Origin of the sequence: Spongiibacter marinus (genome assembly GCF_016906995.1) — a bacterium.
In the GTDB taxonomy this organism is placed as follows: domain Bacteria; phylum Pseudomonadota; class Gammaproteobacteria; order Pseudomonadales; family Spongiibacteraceae; genus Spongiibacter; species Spongiibacter marinus.
The window spans coordinates 92761-111956 of sequence record NZ_JAFBBD010000009.1 but is presented as its reverse complement, the minus strand read 5'-3'; the positions used below and the strand labels follow the sequence as shown (position 1 = coordinate 111956).

At 60.0% G+C, this 19196-nt stretch carries 16 protein-coding genes; 8 read left to right on the top strand and 8 right to left on the bottom strand.

What is annotated here, in order from left to right; genetic code table 11:
• Nucleotides 1–12 precede the first annotated feature (12 nt).
• Entirely contained in the window at nucleotides 13–2769 is a 2757-nt protein-coding gene (locus HNR64_RS14590) for a class I adenylate cyclase (protein WP_204997168.1), read from the top strand.
• Nucleotides 2770–2774: 5 nt separating this feature from the next.
• Here HNR64_RS14590 and cyaY read toward each other — a convergent pair whose 3' ends face one another.
• Complete coding sequence (gene cyaY, locus HNR64_RS14585; RefSeq protein ID WP_204997167.1) at nucleotides 2775–3086, bottom strand: iron donor protein CyaY; 312 nt, start codon at nucleotides 3084–3086, stop codon at nucleotides 2775–2777.
• Between the two features lie 124 nt (nucleotides 3087–3210).
• On the opposite strand from cyaY, the gene lptM reads away from it, so the two are divergent.
• The 4 genes from lptM (at nucleotide 3211) to HNR64_RS14565 (ending at nucleotide 6257) form a co-directional block, all read left to right on the top strand.
• Complete coding sequence (lptM, locus tag HNR64_RS14580; protein ID WP_204997166.1) at nucleotides 3211–3342, top strand: LPS translocon maturation chaperone LptM; 132 nt, start codon at nucleotides 3211–3213, stop codon at nucleotides 3340–3342.
• 9 nt (nucleotides 3343–3351) lie between these two features.
• Complete coding sequence (gene lysA, locus HNR64_RS14575) at nucleotides 3352–4602, top strand: diaminopimelate decarboxylase (RefSeq protein WP_204997165.1); 1251 nt, start codon at nucleotides 3352–3354, stop codon at nucleotides 4600–4602.
• An 83-nt stretch (nucleotides 4603–4685) separates the two neighbouring features.
• A complete protein-coding gene (gene dapF / locus HNR64_RS14570) occupies nucleotides 4686–5516 on the top strand; it encodes a diaminopimelate epimerase (RefSeq protein ID WP_204997164.1) in 831 nt (276 codons plus the stop codon).
• A 33-nt stretch (nucleotides 5517–5549) separates the two neighbouring features.
• A complete protein-coding gene (locus HNR64_RS14565) occupies nucleotides 5550–6257 on the top strand; it encodes a DUF484 family protein (protein WP_027874752.1) in 708 nt (235 codons plus the stop codon).
• Between the two features lie 370 nt (nucleotides 6258–6627).
• Here the strand turns inward: HNR64_RS14565 and HNR64_RS14560 are convergent, their stop codons facing one another.
• The 6 genes from HNR64_RS14560 to HNR64_RS14535 form a co-directional block, all read right to left on the bottom strand.
• Nucleotides 6628–6936 carry a tetratricopeptide repeat protein gene (locus HNR64_RS14560; RefSeq protein WP_204997163.1) on the bottom strand — a complete coding sequence of 103 codons (309 nt, stop codon included), beginning with the start codon at nucleotides 6934–6936 and terminating at the stop codon, nucleotides 6628–6630.
• Entirely contained in the window at nucleotides 6933–8150 is a 1218-nt protein-coding gene (locus tag HNR64_RS14555; RefSeq protein ID WP_204997162.1) for a heme biosynthesis HemY N-terminal domain-containing protein, read from the bottom strand. The genes HNR64_RS14560 and HNR64_RS14555 overlap by 4 nt, the downstream gene beginning before the upstream one ends.
• Nucleotides 8147–9259, bottom strand: a complete 1113-nt coding sequence (locus tag HNR64_RS14550) for a uroporphyrinogen-III C-methyltransferase (RefSeq protein WP_204997161.1) — start codon at nucleotides 9257–9259, stop codon at nucleotides 8147–8149. The genes HNR64_RS14555 and HNR64_RS14550 overlap by 4 nt, the downstream gene beginning before the upstream one ends.
• Entirely contained in the window at nucleotides 9240–10061 is an 822-nt protein-coding gene (locus HNR64_RS14545) for a uroporphyrinogen-III synthase (RefSeq protein WP_204997160.1), read from the bottom strand. Before HNR64_RS14545 ends, HNR64_RS14550 begins: the two co-directional genes overlap by 20 nt.
• Nucleotides 10045–11001, bottom strand: coding sequence for a hydroxymethylbilane synthase (gene hemC / locus HNR64_RS14540; RefSeq protein WP_204997159.1), 957 nt, complete (start codon nucleotides 10999–11001; stop codon nucleotides 10045–10047). Before hemC ends, HNR64_RS14545 begins: the two co-directional genes overlap by 17 nt.
• Nucleotides 11002–11087: 86 nt before the next feature.
• Nucleotides 11088–12701, bottom strand: a complete 1614-nt coding sequence (locus HNR64_RS14535) for a hypothetical protein (protein ID WP_204997158.1) — start codon at nucleotides 12699–12701, stop codon at nucleotides 11088–11090.
• 189 nt (nucleotides 12702–12890) lie between these two features.
• Between HNR64_RS14535 and argH the strand changes: the two genes are divergently transcribed.
• From argH to HNR64_RS14520, 3 genes are all read left to right on the top strand, one after another.
• Nucleotides 12891–14288, top strand: a complete 1398-nt coding sequence (gene argH, locus HNR64_RS14530; protein ID WP_204997157.1) for an argininosuccinate lyase — start codon at nucleotides 12891–12893, stop codon at nucleotides 14286–14288.
• A 166-nt stretch (nucleotides 14289–14454) separates the two neighbouring features.
• Nucleotides 14455–15495, top strand: coding sequence for an efflux RND transporter periplasmic adaptor subunit (locus HNR64_RS14525; protein WP_204997156.1), 1041 nt, complete (start codon nucleotides 14455–14457; stop codon nucleotides 15493–15495).
• A 3-nt stretch (nucleotides 15496–15498) separates the two neighbouring features.
• Complete coding sequence (locus HNR64_RS14520; RefSeq protein ID WP_204997155.1) at nucleotides 15499–18603, top strand: efflux RND transporter permease subunit; 3105 nt, start codon at nucleotides 15499–15501, stop codon at nucleotides 18601–18603.
• A gap of 8 nt (nucleotides 18604–18611) precedes the next feature.
• Here the strand turns inward: HNR64_RS14520 and HNR64_RS14515 are convergent, their stop codons facing one another.
• Entirely contained in the window at nucleotides 18612–19145 is a 534-nt protein-coding gene (locus HNR64_RS14515; RefSeq protein WP_204997154.1) for a GNAT family N-acetyltransferase, read from the bottom strand.
• Between the last annotated feature and the right edge of the window lie 51 nt (nucleotides 19146–19196).

The following is a 19196-nucleotide window of genomic DNA, read 5'->3' as shown; positions in this document are numbered from 1 at the left end:
TTACAGGCTTTTATGTCGGCAAAACACGCTCCCACATCGCTCTTTGAGCGCGGCATAAGCCGACAACGCATCGCCGATGTTCGCGAGCGTTTTCTGCAGCTGAACGCCGAGCGTCTGCTGCGCACCCGCGCCGCCCTACAGGAACGTCAGCGCATCCTGTTCGACCTGATTCCATTGTTGTTCCATGTTAACCACCCCTCTCTGCCCGGCTACAGCAGCAAAGACACGCCCTGCGGCATCGACCGCTTTGAGCCAACGCCCAAACTGGTGGAACGCGCGCAACAATACATCGCCAGCGGTTTTCACTACCGCCCTCCCGATCAACACCTGATCCACAGCATCTTCATCATGGGTTCCTGCGGCAGTATCGCGCAGGCCGAAGACTCCGACCTGGATGTTTGGCTGTGCCATCGCAATGCCCTGCCCAATGAAGCGCGCAAGCAGTTACAGGAAAAAGCCGAGCATATTAGTCAGTGGGCCGCCGAGCTGGGCCTGGAGCTGCACTTTTTCTTAATGGACAACGAGCAGTTTCGGCGCGGCAAGCGCGAGCGCTTAAGCGCCGAGGGCGCGGGTACCAGTCAGCACTATTTGCTGCTGGACGAGTTCTACCGCAGCGTGGTGGTGGTTGCCGGTCGCTATCCAATCTGGTGGCTGGTGCCGCCGGAAGAAGAGGAAAATTACGACGAATACACCGCCCTGCTCCACGCGCAACAGCATATCGGCCCCGATGAATCGATTAACTTCGGCGGTGTTGCCGCCATTCCCGCCGGTGAATTTATTGGCGCGGGTGTGTGGCAGCTCTACAAGGCCATTGCTTCGCCTTACAAAGCACTGTTGAAACTGCTGCTCACCGAGGCCTACGCTCGCCACTACCCGAACGTGCAGCCGATCTGCCTTTCCTTAAAAGCGCGCGTGTACAACGGCGAATGCGACGCCGACCAGCTCGACCCCTATATCCTTGTATATCAACGCCTGGAGCACTACCTGTCAGAGCGCGGAGAGAAAGACCGGCTGGAACTGGTGCGCCGCGCTTTTTACTTCAAAACCGGGCTGCACCTGTCGCGGCCGGCGGCGAGCAAGCAAGTCGAGCGCCATCAACGCATGAGCGCCCTCGCCAGCCAGTGGCACTGGCAGCCGGAAACCTTACTCAACCTCGACACCCGCCACCGCTGGAAACTGCGGCGCGTACGCGACGAGCACCGCTTTTTGGTGGCAGAGCTGACCAACAGCTACCGGTTTTTGCAAGATTTCGCTGCCCACAGCCAGCAGTCAGCGCTAATTAACTCAGAGGAAATGACCCTGCTCGGCCGCAAGCTCTACGCCGCCTTCGAGCGCAAGCGGCACAAGGTAGAGTGGCTCAACCCCGGCATCGCCCCCGACCTTTCCGAACAGCAATTGTATTTCCACACCCTGGGCTTTGGTAATCAGCGCCGCTGGGCAGTGAGTGCCAGCGCCCGCCACGACTTCGAGAGCGGCGCCGTTCTCAAGGAAGACGAACACCTGAGCGGCCTGCTGTGTTGGTGTTACTGCAATGGCTTGGTCAAAGAGAATAGTCGCCTGCGGCTTAGCAGTCGTAGTCAGGGCGTGAGCGAGGCCGATTTGAACCGCCTGGCCACCTGGTTGCACGCCCACTTACCCAAGCGTCTGCCCGCCGCAGACCCTGCCCAGCACGCCGCTTTTACTCGCCCCAAGGTGCCGCTGTACACCCTGTTTTGCATTAACCTCGGGCAGGACAGCCTCAGCCAGCTCAGCAGCCAGGGCATTGGCCAGCACAGCAGCTGCTATCCCGTGGCCAATGTGGAGATGGTGGTGTTGAACAGCTGGGGAGAAGTGTCATCGATGGCCTTTACCGGCGGCGAGGCCCTGCTCGACACGCTACATGCTTATCAACAGCTGACGGTCGCCGCCGCCAGCGGCAGCTCGCCGCCGAAAATCGACATACTGTGCTTCAATGACCCGGGTGAACGGCTGGCGCGGCGACTGATGGGCCTGGCTGCGGGCATTCAACCCTGCTTTGAAAATACCGAGGCCAATACCCGCTATATTCTGAAACTGGCCGATGGCTTTCACATTCTGCAACAGCGCAATAACGAGCTGGATGTGGTCAATGCCGACAGCTATAGCGAGCTTATTCAGTGCCTGGAACGCGGCCAAAGCCGCTTTAGCCCGCTGCGCATGGATCGCCACTGCCTGCCCAACTCTGCCCTTGCCAGTATTATCGACACCTGTCGCAGCGACGACTGCTATATTTTTGTGCACCTGCGCGCGACCTTGGTGGATATTTTTCTGCGCGATGAACGCGGCTCGCTAATCTATCTGCCGGCCGAAAGCAGCACCCCTGACGCGCTCATCTATCAGCTGCTGCAATTTCTTCAGCATTCGCGCAAGGAGCAGGGGCTGCGCCACCGGGTGCGGCTCTACAAGCTCATTCAGCACGACGGCCGCTGGCAGAGTCGCCCCCTTCAGGCACCGCCAGCACAGCAATCGCCGCTGTATCTGGAGGCCACCGCCCACGCCCGTCAGCGCGCTCGCCCGGTATTTGATGTGCGCTGGAACAACCAGCAACTGTATTATCGCGATGAGGGAGCCAAGCTGTTTACCCGGCTGGCAACGCAGCTGGTGGAGCGCTATCCGAAACAGCGGCACTTTGCGATTGACCGTGTGAACCTGGGGAATAAACCGCCGCAGCAAACAACGGTGTACATGCGTTACAAACGCTATTTGGAAGAGCTTATCCAGCGGGAAGTCGACAGGCTCCAAACCACGTAGCGGCGCTAAATATCCAGCGCTTCGCCGATTTGATCCTGCGCACAGCGCTGCAATAATTCACTCAGCGACTGCTGCTCGCGCTGACAGAACCATTGCTGGCCATCCCAACTAAAGTGATAACCGCCGCTGCGCGCCGCCAGCCACAGCTCCCGGTTCGCCGCCTGCCGACTAAAAATCAGGGCGCTGCCATCCGGGCATGTCAGGGTTAACACGCTGCCGGCGATCTCGCAGTCTACGTCGACCGACAACTTATCCACGGCGTCCTCAATCGTCTCGTAGAGGGTGTCGAGCACATCGTGAAATTCCACTTCATTCATTGCCATCACATCCTGAAAATTTGCCGGCCAGTATAGCAAGCTCAGCTCGTCACCGACGAGCGCTGCGGTGCATCCAGGCGCGGGCAGCGCTATACTACGCGCTTATTTTTTCGGGGGTGTATTCATGACCGCGCAACGCCGTATCCACCTTGGCTGGGCCACTGCACTGTTGTGCCTCGCTCTAGCCGCGTGCGGACAAACCGGGCCACTGGTCTTGCCCAGCGAAGACGCCGCCCCCGCCAGCCCTCAGAATTAGAGATTACGCATGACTGCATTCCACTACCAGAACGGCGAATTATTTGCCGAAGACGTTTCACTGCGCGATATCGCCCAACACTATGGCAGCCCCTGCTATGTGTATTCGCGAGCCTATCTGGAGCAGCGTTTTACGGAATACAGCGACGCCCTGCAGGGTCAGGATCACCTGGTCTGCTATGCGGTAAAGGCCAACTCCAACATTGCCGTATTGAATGTTCTGGCCCGCCTCGGCGCCGGTTTTGACATTGTCTCGGTCGGCGAACTGGAGCGGGTACTGGCCGCAGGGGGCCAGGCTGATCGCGTTGTGTTTTCCGGTGTCGGCAAAACCGCAGAGGAAATGCGCCGCGCGCTGGAAGTGGGTATTTACTGCTTTAACGTTGAGTCCGAGGCCGAATTAGAGCGCCTCAACGAGGTGGCTGGCGAATTTGGCAGCAAGGCGCCGGTTTCTATCCGCGTAAATCCCGATGTCGACGCCAATACCCACCCCTATATTTCCACGGGCCTGCGCGACAATAAATTCGGTATCGATATTGCCCGCGCCCCTGCCGTCTATGCGCGCGCCGCCAGCCTCGAACACCTGGACGTGAAGGGCGTTGATTGCCACATCGGCTCCCAGCTCACCGACACCAGCCCCTTTCTGGACACTGTCGACCGCTTGCTGGCCCTGCTCGATGAGCTGGCAGCGCAGGGCATTCAGATCAAGCATTTGGACCTGGGTGGTGGCCTGGGCGTGCGCTATCGCGACGAAGTTCCCCCCTCCACGGCCGACTATATTGCCGCTATTCGCCAGCGCTTGGGCGACCGGGCAGTGAAACTGATGTTTGAGCCGGGCCGCTCTATCGCCGCCAACGCCGGTGTGCTGCTGACCAAGGTGGAGTTTTTGAAGCTCAACCCGCACAAGAATTTCGCCATAATCGACGCGGCCATGAATGACATGCTGCGCCCCTCGCTGTACCAGGCGTGGATGGATCTACTACCCGTTAACCCGCGCAGCGACGGCGAAGCCCGCCTGTACGACGTGGTGGGACCGGTGTGTGAAACCGGCGATTTTCTCGCCAAAGACCGCGAGTTGCGCATTGAAAGTGGCGACCTGTTGGCACTGGCATCGAGCGGCGCCTATGGATTTACCATGAGTTCCAATTACAATAGCCGAGGACGCGCCGCAGAAGTGATGGTCGACGGCGACCAACACTACCTTATTCGCGCGCGTGAAACTGTCGCCGACCTGATGCGTGGCGAAGCCGTACTGCCGGAGTAAACTCCGCACGCTGGCCCGCCCAGCAGCAGTGGCCCCCGCATCGTTGAACTGCGCCACCGGCGAGGCGCCGCACAGGACATACGATGCAGCTACGCTTTACCAAAATGCATGGCCTGGGCAATGATTTCGTGGTTGTCGATCTCATTACCCAGCGCTTCAAGCTCAAGCCCCACCACGTTCGCAAAATTGCCGATCGCCATTTTGGCATTGGTTGCGACCAGGTATTGGCGGTGGAAATCCCCACCCAACCCGAGGTGGATTTCCGCTATCGAATCTACAACGCCGAAGGCAGCGAGGTGGAACAGTGCGGCAACGGCGCACGCTGCTTTGCACGCTTTGTGCGCGACAAGCGCCTGACCGGCAAACCGCGCATTCGCGTGGAAACCCTCGCCGGTATCATCGAACTGGAAATTACCGAAAACCGCGAAGTGCGCGTGGATATGGGCGCCCCGGTGTTAAGCCCTGCGGACATTCCCTTCGACGCGGCCGAGCAGGCCACCGATTACGCACTGGAAATCGACGGCCAGACCTGGCAGGTCGGCGCCGTGTCGATGGGCAACCCCCATGTGGTGTTGCCCGTGGAGAATGTCGACACCGCGCCCGTTGAGCGCGTTGGCCCCATTGCCGAGAGTCACCCGCGCTTTCCCCACCGTGTAAACGTCGGCTTTATGCAAGTTGTCGACCGCCGAAATATCCGCCTGCGCGTCTTTGAACGCGGTGTTGGCGAAACACTAGCCTGTGGCACTGGCGCCTGCGCCGCCGTTGTCGCGGGTATTGTGCAGGGCCGGCTCGATAATCAGGTGAATGTCGCATTGCCGGGCGGCAAGCTCAGCATCGACTGGCCGGAGCCCGGGCAGCCCGTTATTATGACGGGACCCGCGACCACGGTCTTTGAAGGGCAAATTCAGCTTTAGCGGCACGCCAGCCAGCAATAATAAGGATGCACTGTGGACACAGCCAAACCTAAAGAAGACGGTCTCCCCAGCGAAGACGATGTTGCGCGCTATCTGCGAAACCACCCCGGTTTCTTTTTGCAGAACGAAGACATTCTGGCCGAGTTAAAGCTGGCCCATCACAGCGGCAAAGCCGTCAGTTTGCTGGAGCGCCAAGTGGAAGTGTTGCGCGAGCGCAATATGGATATGCGTTCACGCATGAGCAACCTGCTGGACAACGCCCAGCACAACGACGTGATTTTTGAGCGCAGCAAAGCGCTGATTCTCGGCATGCTGGAAGCCCGTAGGCCGGAAGAATTGAGCAACACCCTGTGCCGCCGCCTGGTGAATGATTTCGACATGATCGACTACGCCAGCCTGACCTTATTCGGCGACCCATCAAAAATGGGCAACGCGCAACTGCGGGTGGTCAGCCCGGAAACCGCCCAGCAACATATCGGCAGCTTGTTGCGTGGCGGCAAGGGCGTGTGCGGTGTATTGCGCGGCGAGGAGTTAAGTTTTCTGTTTGGCAAACACGCCGACCACATTGGCTCGGCGGCGCTGATTCCCATTAAACCGGGGAATATCGACGGCGTATTGGCCATCGCCAGCAAGGACCCACAGCATTTCAAATCCAGTATGGGCACCCTCTTCCTCGACTACATCGCCGAGGTAATCAACCGGGTATTGCCGAAACTGATGCGCGGCCCGTTTATTAGCTAAGCGTCGCGGTCAGGCCCGCTACCCAAAACATTCCCTGCGGTCATGGGGCACGCTGTCCTACGCGCCCGACTGCAAAGTGGTGTTTTTGTAGGAGCGACTTACCCAAGGCACTCCCTGCGGTCGCGGGGCACGCTGTTAGTCGCGAAGATTCGGAGTACTGAACCACATTCGGCAGCACGTATAGCAATGCGTTTTTTCAGAGCTTCATTCGCGGTTAAAACCGCTCCTACATGAACAGCAGAGGTGTCGCGGGCAAAGCGAGTGTCGTAGGACAGAGTGGCCCGTGAGTGGAGCGAGTGCTTTGGCCAGCCCGCCTGAGGGCGACTGGAGCGAACGGTAGGGCTGGAATCAATCGCGGTCAGGCCCGCGCCTACTTATCGAGCTTTTTCAAAAATACCTGCACTTCGCGCTCGGTTTGTTTATCGCCCTTGCGCGCGGCGGCTTGCAGAGCCTGCTGCCAGGCCGCGCGGGCGGCGGCGACATCGCCACGCTGCTGGTGAGCGCGGCCGAGCAGTTTCCAAGCCGCCGAGTAATCGGCGTCCTGTTCCACACAGCACTGCAAGTGCTCAGCCGCTTCAGCGGGCTGTTTGTCATCGAGCAAGGCTTTACCCAAACCGAACCGCAGCATGGCGCTGTCTTGGCCTCGCGCCAGCATTTTACGCAGCGCATCGATATTCATGACTGATGACTCAAGTGCGGCATTGGCAAATCCGGCAATTGCTGCCCCTGCAAAAGCAGCCCTTCGCGCAACATCGACGCCGCCAGTTCGGCGTCGCCGAGATGTTCCAGCAAGCGCGATAATTCAAAGCATACCGTCGCCGAAGGCGCGATGCGATGAGCACTTTCCAGGTATTCGCGCGCTTTGCCCCACAGCTCATTACGCAGACAAATACGCGCCAATGCCAGCAGCAGCTGAGGGTTGTTGGGTTGTTCTTTCAGCCAGGACTCGGCAACGCGCAGCTGTCGGGCGGGGTCGTCATTGATCCCCGCAAACAACAACACCAGTTCGTCGCGCCACTGCTGTTTAATGGCAGCGCGAACTAATTTGCTGGCCTCGCTGCTACGCCCCAGCGACAGCAGCGCCGGCACCATGTCTTCCAGCAGTTCACTGCGAAGGTGGCTGCTTCGCCCCAGCTGCTGCCACCATTTAAGCAACGGCTCGGCATCGCCACCGTGGCGCAACCGCAGCAATTGGCCGCGCAGGGCTTCGAGTTCCAGCTCTCGCCGCGCCGACTCCTGAAGCAATTTCCGCTTGTTCAATTCCGGCAATAGCGCCAATAACGCCTGCCAATCACCAAGGCCGCGATAGGCCCGCGCGAGCAGCAGCAGCGTTGCGGGTTGACGCTCGGCACTTTTACCCAAGCGGTTCAAGGTTGCCAATGCCTCTTCCAACTGGCCGTTGTCGAGTTGCAACTCCGCCTGTGTCAGGGCTGCCGCAAGACCCGCTTGAGTGCCGCAGTTCTTTGCCTGGCTCAGCGCCTGGAGTGCGCCGCGCTCATCGCCCAGGCGCTGGCAGGCACGCGCTGCCAGTAAATAATTAATCAGCGGTTTGTCGCTACTGGCACTCGACAGCAGCAAACGCTTGGCCTGCAACCAGTTGCCCTGGGTATAGGCGATGACCCCACGGTGACTGCGTTGACGCTCGCGTTGCTGACGCCGCTGACCGCGCAGAGCTCCCAACTTGTCAGACAGGCGTGCACTGCGGCGCAACAGGCTGAACAGCAACCACACCACAAACAAGAATAGCGCCAGCAGCGCCAGCGCTACCCACAGAGTCATCTCAACAGTGGTATGGCCATAGGCCAACAAGACATAGCCGCTGTCGTACTGAATCGCCACCGCAATCGCGGCGGCAGCGGCCAGCGCAAACAGTGCCGCGAGAAACAGGATCATTGGCCCACCTCGCGCTGCCAACGGCGGGTTTTGCTGTAGTCCTTCAGGGCCCGCAGCGACGCAGAAATATCCGGACGCTCGGCGCGAATCTCGGCCGCTCGCAGTTCTTCCAAAGATGCAGCCAGCGCCTGACTGCCGTCATTCAGCGGGTAGTAGCGCTCCAGCCACGCCAGCGCCTTATCCAGCGAGCGGCGGTACAGGGCGGGGCGCTCTGCCAACAATGCCAATTGCGCCTGCTCCAGCATCATTCGCAAACTGGCGCGCAGGGCGGTCGCCTGCTCCGGCGCCAGCTCGGCCTTGAATTTTTCATCGTGCTGACGAATGCGCACATAGCTGCGCAACTTCGCCCACGCGCGTTCAAATCCTGCTTTCAAGCCCTCCTGCCAGGAGGCGTCTCTCGCCGGCTGAGGCTCAGCTTGATAGCTCGGAGCCTCGTAGACCGCCAGCGACTCGGCAGCGTCCGCCAGACCTTGCAATTGCAGGTAGGCACCCTCCAGATCAAAGCTGGAGCTGCCCTGCAAGGCAGCGAGTTCTGCCGCCAGCGCTTCCCTCACCGGGTATAACGCCGGATCGTCCAGCTCGCGCAAAATAGTATCGGCACTGGCTAACAACTGCGCTGCGGCGCGACTGTCACCACTGAGCTGCAAGCGTTGATTGGCCAGTCGCAATAAATACTCGGCCTCGGCCAGCAACCAGTCATTGCGGTCGACCGAACTGAGGCTTTGTACTTTGTCGCTCAGCTGTTGAATTTGTCGCTGAACAACCGCGCGCTGCTGATCCAGTGCGCTGTCGAGTTCGGTCAGTCGTTCGCGTTGGCGGTCCAGCGCTGTCGCACTCGATTGACTGCGCTGATCAAGGCCCTGCACCTGCGCAGTGATATCGCTGAGGAATTGCGCGCTCTGCTGCTGATTGAGATAGATAAGTTGGTAATACAGCCAGGCAGCCGCTGCCAGCGCGGATAGCGACACGAGCAGAGCCAGCGTTGCCACGGCGCCCGCTTTGCCAGACTTGCTCTTGGCAGCAGGTGTTTTTTGCGACGGCGTTGAAGTGGTTGGGGTATCGTCGGCGGCTACCGCCACGTCCTTGTTGTCATTTTGGGTTTCCGACATTGTGTTCTCTCTGCCACGTTTTTATCGCCGCCAGCGTCGCTGCTGTACCGGCATTTTCTGCAAGAAGGGTATGTCTAAAACCGGCCTCTTGGGCCAGTTGCTGCACTCGCGCACTGGGTAGAACCAGGTGGTACTGATCGCGTCGCGCAGCGGCAATGCGCTGGGTAAATTGCTGTAATGTGTCGCCGCTGTTCAGGCATACCAACTGAATCGACGCCGCCTCTAACTGCGACTGTAAATCATCGGCGGCCTCACCCGGCCCACAGCGCTGATAGCACTCAGCATAGTCTACCCGCGCGTTGCGTTCACGGAGTTTTTGCGCCAACTGCTCGCGGCCACCGCAGCCGCGAACAATCAACACTCGCTGCCCATCAACCCCATTAAACGCCGAGCTGGCCAGCAAGCTGTCGCTGTCCATCGCGCCGCCTTGTTGCGCCTCCAAGGGCGTAAGCGCGCCGGCAGGCCACGGCCAGTCATGGAGTGCTTTGGCCGTGGCAGCGCCGATGGCGTGACAGCGCACACCCAGCGGGTACTGCGGCCATAGATCATCGATCAAGGCCATACCGCAGGCCACCGCGTTCACGCTGATGAAAATAATGTGCTGGTAAAGGTCCAGGTCCAATAGGCAGCGACGCGCGTGCTGATAGCGCTCGTCGTTTTCGTCCAGGGGAATGATGCGCAGCAGCGGTTGCACCCAGACCTGAGCACCAGCGGCAACCAGGGCGCTGCGCAATTCTTCGTTGCGGCCCTCGGGCCGGGTGATAAGAATGCGCAGGCCCTGCAGATCAGTGCTGCTGGTCACCGTAAACCGCCGCCAAAATGTCACCCGCACCCTGAGCCAGCAGTGCCTCGGCAACTGCCACACCGAGAGCTTCTGGGTCGGCCGCCGGTGCGCTTAATTCTGCGCGCAATACGCGGCTGCCATCGGGCTCGCCCACCAGCGCACGCAGCCACAAGTGGTCGTCGCGGCTGTCGTCAGTAATGGCATAACCGGCAATCGGCACTTGGCAGCCACCTTGTAAGCGCGTGTTCATGGCGCGCTCGGCCATCACTTTGGCCGCGCTGTCTGCGTCGTGCAGCGGCGCCAGCAGTTCACGTACCCAGTTGTCATCCAAGCGGGTTTCGACGCCCACCGCACCCTGACCGCAAGCGGGCAAGCTGTCTTCAACATTCATAAAGGAGGCGATCCGCTGCTGAAGTTCCAGGCGAATCAAACCGGCGGAGGCTAAAATAATGGCATCGAACTCGCCGTCGTCTAACTTGCGCAGGCGGGTTTGCACGTTGCCGCGCAGGCTACTGATCTGCAAGTCGGGGCGCCGGGCGCGCAACTGGCATTCGCGACGCAGGCTGCTGGTGCCCACTCTCGCCCCTTGCGGCAGGGCGTCGACGTCGGCGTAATGGTTGCTAACAAACGCATCGCGGGGATCTTCACGCTCGCAGATAATTGCCAGCCCCAGGCCTTCGGGAAATTCCATCGGCACATCTTTCATCGAGTGCACGGCAATATCCGCTCGGCCATCGAGCAGTGCCTGTTCCAGCTCTTTAACGAACAGCGCCTTGCCGCCAATTTTCGACAGCGGCGAGTCCAGCAGCTGGTCGCCGCGGGTGGTCATGCCAAGCAGTTCAACCTGTAGCCCCGGGTGACAGGCTTCCAAGCGGGCTTTGATATATTCCGCCTGCCAGAGAGCAAGCAGACTTTCGCGGGTGGCAATGCGCAGCGTGCGCGAGGGCTGTTCAGACATGATTAGCGTGGGTCCGTGTAAAGCATCAGCGCCGTATCATACGCCAGCCGCCTGGCAGACTAAACCGCCCAACTCATCGGCGCGCGTCAGTTTGGCGCAAATGCCGTCCAGCCATTCATCCAGGTGCTGGCGCTGCCCGGCCGCACCGCGCCGAGATAGTTGGCGCCCTGATCCCAAAATTCGCCTTCGGGAACCGCGACAGCCCCCTGCCCGGCGGGAGATTTACTGCCAACGCGAAAATCGGGAACACGAACCGGGTCAACCGGCACGCTGAACTCTGGCGAAATGTCGCGGCGTGCCAGCGAGGCGAAATACGCCGCTTCATCAAAGCCGCCGTCGTCGTCTTGCTTGCCGAGTTCTTCAATAAAGTGACTGCGACCATCGCGACCGTTGTTATACAGCAGCAGGCCGCCAAAGCTCATCATTCCCGTCGATAGCCGGCTGGCACTGACGTGCCCTTTGATATCGATAGTTTCACCGGAGAAGCCGCTGATAATCATATTGTGAAAGTGGCCGCCGGTGCCGCGCCGCAGAGTCATGGCGCGCTGGTATTTATCGTCGCTGTTAAGCGACAGCAGCGTCACATTGTAGAACTGCGGCTCGGAGATTGGCTGGGCATCCTCGCGGCCACTGCGGTTGTCTGCCTCGATGGCATTGTCACCCATACCCGGATACTGCAGCACCTGCAGAAACTGCACGCGGCCGCGCCATCCCATATCCCAGTCCAGCGAGTCATCGGCAGCGCCACTAATGAGGATGTGCTTCATATCCACCGTGCCGCCAAAAATCTCTATGCCGTCGTCGGAAGCGCGATGCACCTGCACGTGGCGCACAATGGTATTGCTGCCGCAGCCCCCCAGCGTTAAGCCGTTGAGTTCGTTATTGGCATACACCTCGTACCCCGCGAACTCCACGCGCACAAATTCCAGCACGCCGCAGTTATCGCGACTGTCAACACCGCCGAACATCCCTCGCGTATCGCTGGTCGGCACCCCTTCTACCTGCGCATCCAGGGTATTTACCGGCGCATTGCCGAGCAGTACCAGACCGCCCCAGTCGCCGGCCTTGCGCCCACCTTCGGGCTGCGCGCTGGTAAAGACAATCGGCGCATCGGCGCGGCCGCGCGCCATAATTTGGCCATCGCGGGTGACCACCAGGGCGCTGCCGGGCTGCCCCAGCACCACCGCACCAGGTTCGATCGTTAGCGTGGCAGCGGCCTCAACATAGACAATGTCGTCGAGAATCCACGTTTTATCCGCCGTCCACACGTGATCGCCGTGCAGGGAGCCGCTGACAAGCTGCTCGTGTCCGCGCCCCAATACCCACCATAGCGATACGGCAAGCAACAGCGCGGGCAGCAGCAACCACAGCCACCAGCGCCGGGAACGCACGGCCTCTTCGGCTGGCTGCTGCGACTGCCAGTCCATCATCTCGGCAATGTCGGGGTTAACGGGTTTGCGCGAATGCTGGGAGGCACGCAGCTCGCCGTCAGTGTTGATCACTCTGAGGCTGCGCCCGAGGTCACGCATCTCCCGATGACGGCTCATCGCCGCTTCGTTGATCAGCTCGCGACGGTAATCCGAGTCGCGCAGCAAGGTGTCAAAATGAATACTTCGGCCGTCCTGGGCCTGCTCAAAAGCAGCTTTTAGTTGCCACAATTGCTCCACTAATTTGGCGCGCGGCGCAGTCGCCTGGGTCATGGCGGATCCTTACTTCACAGGAGTTTTCGGCACGCGAAATTATGGCCACGCTATATTACATAAACGTTACGGCGGTGAGTGGCAGCCCTGGCGCAGACAGCCAGCGAGAGCGCGGTAATTTCTGCTATACTCTGCCGCTTTTCCGATGGGCTGCCCGCGCAGCGCCCAATGACACAGGACCTGTTTGCAATGAGTGACAAAGAGCCGGCTATCAAACCTTGGGGTGGGCGTTTCAGCGAGGCCACCGACCAGTTTGTTGAGCGCTTCACCGCGTCGGTGAGCTTTGACCAACGCCTCTACCATCACGACATCAACGGCTCGCTGGCCCACGCGGCCATGTTGGCGAAAGTCGGCGTACTCAGCGAGGACGAGCTCAAGCAGATCCAAACCGGCCTGGAAGAGATTCGCAGCGAAATTGAAGCGGGCGAATTCAATTGGTCGGTAAGCCTTGAAGACGTGCACATGAATATTGAAGCGCGCCTGACCGACAAGATCGGCATTACCGGCAAGAAGCTGCACACCGGCCGCTCGCGCAATGACCAGGTCGCCACCGATATTCGCCTGTACCTGCGCGACGAGATTGGCAGCATCTGCAGCGAAATCACCCGCCTGCAGCAGGGCCTGGTGGCACTGGCGCGCCGCGAAGCCGACACCATCATGCCCGGCTTTACTCACCTGCAAACTGCCCAGCCCGTGAGCTTTGGCCACCACATGCTGGCCTGGAATGAAATGCTGGAGCGCGACTTTGGCCGCCTGCAGGACTGCGCCGCGCGCCTGAATCAAAGCCCCCTTGGCGCCGCCGCACTGGCGGGCACCACCTACCCCATCGACCGCGAATACAGCGCACAGCTGTTGGGCTTTGACCGCCCTACCGAGAATTCCCTGGACTCGGTAAGCGACCGCGACTTCGCCATTGAATTTGCCGCCGCTGGCAGCCTGATCATGACCCACCTGTCGCGTTTCAGCGAAGAGCTGGTGCTGTGGACCTCGGCGCAATTTAATTTTATCGACCTGCCCGACCGCTTCTGCACCGGCTCCTCGATTATGCCGCAGAAGAAAAACCCCGATGTGCCCGAGCTGATTCGCGGCAAAGTCGGCCGCGTTAACGGTCACCTGATCAGCCTGCTCACGCTGATGAAGTCGCAGCCGCTGGCCTACAACAAAGACAATCAGGAAGATAAAGAGCCGCTGTTCGATGTGATCGACACCTTAAAAGACAGCCTCAAAGCCTACGCCGATATGGTGCCTGCCATTACCGTGAATGCCGACGTTACCCGCGAAGCCGCGATGCGCGGTTTCTCTACGGCGACCGATTTGGCCGACTACCTGGTGCGCAAAGGCCTGCCCTTCCGCGACGCCCACGAGGTGGTTGGCAAGTCTGTGGCCTACGGTATTGCACAGAGCAAGGACCTGTCTGAAATGAGTCTGGAAGAGCTGCAGCAGTTCAGCGCCGACATTGCAGACGACGTCTTTGACGTGCTCACGCTTGAAGGCTCTATCAACGCCCGCAACCATATTGGCGGCACCGCACCTGCGCAGGTACGCGCCGCCGCTGATCGCGCTGAAACCCGACTGCAACAGCGCTAAGTCTGCCGGCGGGCGTCCTGCCCGCCGCGATTCCCCGCTTTTTTAAAAATTCTTATCCACTGCCGCGAGGGATTTCTCTCGCTGCGGTGTTACATTACTACTGCCCGCGACACATCCATCTCTTCATCTCGGGCGTAGCACACCAGGAATGACAGGAGTCTTCACCATGTTCACTGCGCCCCGCGCACGCGTAATTGCGTTTTGCCTGCCTCTATTTGCCGCGCTTAGCGCCTGCGAGCCCAATTCGGCGGCCACCCCCGGCCAGCGTCCCGCCGCCGCAGTAAAGGTGCAAACACTCGCCCCGCAAACCATTGAAGAGCGGCTGCCTGCCATCGGCTCGCTACTGGCCAAGGAATCGGTGCGCATAACCAGCACCGTCAGCGAAAAAGTGCGCGCCCTGCATTTCGACGAAGGCCAATACGTGAAGCAAGGTGACTTACTGGCAACACTGGAACAAGCGGAAGAGCAGGCCCAGCTATCGTCGGCGAAGGCCGACCTGGCCGAGCAGCAGCGGGAAATCCGTCGTCTGAAAAACCTGCTGGCCACACAGTCGGCCGCGCAAACCGAATACGACCAACGCCTGAGTGCCCGCGACCGCGCCCAGGCCAAGATCGCCGAGGTTCAGGCGAAAATTGATGAGCGCACCCTGCGCGCACCGTTTGGCGGCGTGACCGGTTTGCACAATGTGAGCCCCGGCGCGCTGGTGTCGCCGGGCGACAGCATAACCAGCCTCGACGACCTAAGTACCATGCGCCTCGACCTCAACCTGCCCAGCCTGTTGCTGCGCTCACTCAGGGTGGGCATGCCGGTGGATGCCCGCAGCGACGCCTTAAATAAAACCTTTCAGGGCAAGATCGTCGCCATTAATCCGCGCATCGACCCACTGTCGCGCAGCGTAATGGTGCGCGCCCACATTCCCAATGGCGACGCCACATTAAAACCCGGCATGCTAATGAGAGTGTCGTTATTGAAAGACAAGCGCGAGGGTATTGTGGTGCCCGCCGCGGCTCTGCAGAGTATCGAAAATCGCCACTATGTCTGGCTGGTAGACGGCGAACAAAAGGCCGAGCGCCGCGAGGTAACACTGGGCACCCGTCTGGTTGACGGCGTGGAAGTGATGAACGGCCTCAGTGCTGGCGAACAGCTTATTAGTGAAGGTTTCCTGATGCTGCGCCCCGGCAGCCCCGTCGCCCCGCAGGAGTCATAAGCCATGTTGCTGTCAGACACTGCGGTAAAGCGCCCCGTCTTTGCCACCGTTATCAGCCTGTTGCTGGTCGCCTTTGGCGCCCTGTCATTCGAGCGCCTGGCGCTGCGCGAGTACCCGGATGTGGACCCGCCCATCGTCTCGGTCAGCACCAACTACACCGGCGCCTCAGCCGAAGTGGTCGAGTCGAAAATCACCCAGGTTATCGAGGATCGTATCTCCGGCATTGAGGGGATCAAAACCGTATCGTCGACCAGTCAGGATGGCTTTTCGACGATTAGCATCGAGTTTGAACTGAGCCGCGATATCGACGCCGCCGCCAACGATGTACGCGATCGCGTGGCCGGTGTGCGCAACAACCTGCCCGAAGAAGCCGACGCGCCAGAGGTACAAAAAGCTGACTCGGACCAAAGGGTGATCATGTGGTTTAACCTCACCTCCACCAAAATGAATACCCTGCAACTGGCCGACTATGCCCAGCGCTATCTGGTGGATCGGCTGTCGGTGCTGGATGGTGTCGCGCGGGTGCGGGTGAGCGGCGGGCCGGAATATGCCATGCGCATTTGGCTGGACCACGAGGCGCTAGCCGCCCGCAACCTGACCATTGGCGATGTCGAAAATGCCCTGCGGCGCGAAAATGTCGAGCTGCCAGCCGGCACACTCAAGGCGCGCGACCGCGACTTTGTTATCAAGATAGAGCGCCAGTTCCTCGCCCCCGACGACTTCGCCACACTGGTGCTGCGCCGCGATGACAGCGGCAATATTTTGCGCCTAGGCGAAGTGGCACGGGTTGAGCTGGACGCCGAAGAATACCGCACCATGTTTCGCGGCAATGGCATTCCGCAGGTGGGCGTCGGCATCGTGAAGCAAAGTACCGCCAATACACTGGAAGTGGCCAAGGCAGCGCACCGCGAAGTGAATGCTATGCGCAGCATCTTACCGGCGGGCACCGAGTTGCACGACAGCTACGACAGCTCGGTGTTTATCGACAGCGCCATCGACGAGGTCTACTCCACGCTCTTTATCGCCGCCAGCCTGGTGGTGTTGGTGATCTTTATTTTCCTCGGCGACTTCCGCGCCATGTTAGTGCCTGCAGTGACCGTACCGGTATCGCTGATCGCCAGCTTTACCGTGCTCTACGCCCTGGGCTACACCATTAACCTGCTAACCCTGCTGGCGCTGGTACTGGCCATCGGCCTGGTGGTCGATGACAGTATCGTAGTGCTGGAAAATATTCACCGCCGCTTGCTCAACGGTGAATCGCCGTTAGTGGCCGCCTTTCGCGGCAGTCGCCAAGTCGGCTTCGCCGTGGTCGCCACCACGGCGGTGTTGGTCGCGGTGTTTATTCCCATCACCATGCTCGACGGCGATGTCGGGCGACTGTTCGGCGAGTTTGCCGTCGCGATGGCTGTCGCCGTGGTGTTCTCCAGCATTATCGCGCTGACGCTATCGCCGGTTATCTGCTCGAAATTACTCAAGCAAGACGCCATTCACGGCCGCCTCGCCGACTTCGTCGAGGGCCTGCTGCACCGCATGGAAACCCGCTATCGCCGCAGCCTCGACGCCAGCCTGAAGCGGCCGCTGCTGTCGGCCTCTATTTTGGGCTTAGCGGTATTGGGCTGCGTGGTACTGATGCAAAAAGTCCCAGCAGAATTCGCCCCCAAGGAAGACCGCGGCGTGATCTTTATGATGATTCGCGGCCCCGAGGGTTCGTCCTTCGACTTTGTCAGCAAACATATGGAAGAAATAGAACGACGCCTGATGCCGCTGGTAGAAAGCGGCGAGGTCAATCGCTTCCTGGTGCGCGCCCCCGCCGGTCGCGGCGGCGCTGAAAGTTACAACGAAGCCTTTGCCATTATGGTACTGGCGCCCTGGGAAACCCGCCGCCCCAACACTGCCATCGTCGCCGATATTCGCAAACGCTTGCAGGGCTTTACCGCGCTGACGACCTTCCCAATCATGCCCCAGGCTCTGGGTGGCGGCTTTAGCAAGCCCGTGGAATTTGTGATTGGCGGTGGCGACTTCCAGCACCTCGCGGCGTGGCGCGATGCCATTATGGACGAGGCTCGCAATAACCCGAAGCTGCTGGGTATCGATAGCGACTACCGGGAAACCAAGCCGCAACTGGAAGTAACGATTCTGCGCGACCGCGCTGCCGACCTCGGCGTCAGTACGCAGGAAATTAACCGCAGTCTGGAAACCCTGCTCGGCTCCCGCCGAGTTACCACCTTTATGCTCGATGGCGAAGAGTACAACGTGGTGCTGGAGGGCGAGCCGGACAAACAAAACACGCCCAACGACCTCGGCAATATCTATGTGCGCTCGAATAGCAGCGGCCAGCTCATTCCGCTTTCTAACCTGGTCAGCATTAGCGAGCGCGGCGACGCGGCGGTGCTCAGGCGCTATAACCGCGTGCGCGCCATCACCCTGGATGCCAACCTCGCAGAGGGCTATTCACTGGGCGAGGCACTGAGCTATTTGGAAGAGGTCACACGCAAGGTCGCGCCGGATGCCATCATCGACTACAAGGGCGAATCGCTGGACTACAAAGACTCCGGCAATGCCGTCTACTTCACCTTTGTGTTGGCGCTGCTTGTGGTTTATTTGGTACTTGCCGCCCAGTTTGAAAGCTTTGTTCACCCACTGGTGATTCTTCTCACCGTGCCGCTGGCCATTGCCGGGGCCTTGCTCGGGCTCTACCTCACCGGGCAGAGCCTGAATATCTACAGCCAGGTGGCGCTGATTATGCTGGTGGGCTTAGCCGCCAAAAACGGCATCTTGTTGGTGGAGTTCACCAACCAATTGCGCGACGACGGTGTTGAGTTTGAAGAGGCAATTAGTAAAGCCGCCGAACAGCGCCTACGCCCCATTATCATGACCGCCATCACCACCATTATGGGCGCCATTCCGCTATTGCTGGCTTTTGGTGCGGGCAGCGAAAGCCGCTACGTGATTGGCGTGGTGGTGGTCTCCGGGGTGAGTGCCGCCACCTTGTTTACCTTGTTTGTGGTGCCAATGGCCTACCGCTTCCTGGCTCGCCACACAGGCTCCCCGCAGGATGTGGCGCACCAGCTTGAAAAGGAACTGAAAGACAGCCCGGCCGGCAACTAAAACGCTTGTCAGGCGGGCGCCGCCAGTGTGTACAAACAATGGCGGCGCAGCGGCGAGCCCACGGCCAATTGCGGGTGCTCGAAGTCGTCACCGCGCCGCATGTTCAGGCGCTCCATCAATGCGCGCGAGCGCGTATTCACAACGGCTGTCATCGCCACAATTTCAGGCATGTTCAACGTAGCGAAGCCATAATCCAGGGCGGCCTGCGCCGCTTCATAAGCGTAGCCCTGCCCCCAGGCATCGGCGGCCAAACGCCAGGCAATCTCGGTGGCTGGCGCAAACGGTAAATCACTTGCCACCGTCTTCAATCCCGCAAAGCCCAGCAGGCGCGCATCGCTACTGCGCTCTAAAGCCCATATCCCCCAGCCCTGCTGCGCGTTTTGCGCCGACAACTGAGCCAGCAGAGCGTCGCTCTCTTCACGGCATAAACCACGAGGAAAGAATTCCATTACTTTAGGGTCGGCATTCATCGCCGCGAAGGCCGCCGCATCCGTTTCGCGCCACTGCCGCATACACAAGCGCGGCGTCTTCAAGCCTTGCATGGTTTCGTCACCACCGATCAGTTTGATACTAAATTGCTAAACCACCGCGCT

Bases quoted from the DNA above. Each gene is read 5' to 3' on its own strand.
- HNR64_RS14590 (WP_204997168.1), top strand. From the start codon at position 13: ATGTCGGCAAAACACGCTCCCACATCGCTCTTTGAGCGCGGCATAAGC.
- cyaY (WP_204997167.1), bottom strand. From the start codon at position 3,086: ATGAATGAAGTGGAATTTCACGATGTGCTCGACACCCTCTACGAGACG.
- lptM (WP_204997166.1), top strand. From the start codon at position 3,211: ATGACCGCGCAACGCCGTATCCACCTTGGCTGGGCCACTGCACTGTTG.
- lysA (WP_204997165.1), top strand. From the start codon at position 3,352: ATGACTGCATTCCACTACCAGAACGGCGAATTATTTGCCGAAGACGTT.
- dapF (WP_204997164.1), top strand. From the start codon at position 4,686: ATGCAGCTACGCTTTACCAAAATGCATGGCCTGGGCAATGATTTCGTG.
- HNR64_RS14560 (WP_204997163.1), bottom strand. From the start codon at position 6,936: ATGAATATCGATGCGCTGCGTAAAATGCTGGCGCGAGGCCAAGACAGC.
- HNR64_RS14555 (WP_204997162.1), bottom strand. From the start codon at position 8,150: ATGATCCTGTTTCTCGCGGCACTGTTTGCGCTGGCCGCTGCCGCCGCG.
- HNR64_RS14550 (WP_204997161.1), bottom strand. From the start codon at position 9,259: ATGTCGGAAACCCAAAATGACAACAAGGACGTGGCGGTAGCCGCCGAC.
- hemC (WP_204997159.1), bottom strand. From the start codon at position 11,001: ATGTCTGAACAGCCCTCGCGCACGCTGCGCATTGCCACCCGCGAAAGT.
- HNR64_RS14535 (WP_204997158.1), bottom strand. From the start codon at position 12,701: ATGACCCAGGCGACTGCGCCGCGCGCCAAATTAGTGGAGCAATTGTGG.
- argH (WP_204997157.1), top strand. From the start codon at position 12,891: ATGAGTGACAAAGAGCCGGCTATCAAACCTTGGGGTGGGCGTTTCAGC.
- HNR64_RS14525 (WP_204997156.1), top strand. From the start codon at position 14,455: ATGTTCACTGCGCCCCGCGCACGCGTAATTGCGTTTTGCCTGCCTCTA.
- HNR64_RS14520 (WP_204997155.1), top strand. From the start codon at position 15,499: ATGTTGCTGTCAGACACTGCGGTAAAGCGCCCCGTCTTTGCCACCGTT.
- HNR64_RS14515 (WP_204997154.1), bottom strand. From the start codon at position 19,145: ATGCAAGGCTTGAAGACGCCGCGCTTGTGTATGCGGCAGTGGCGCGAA.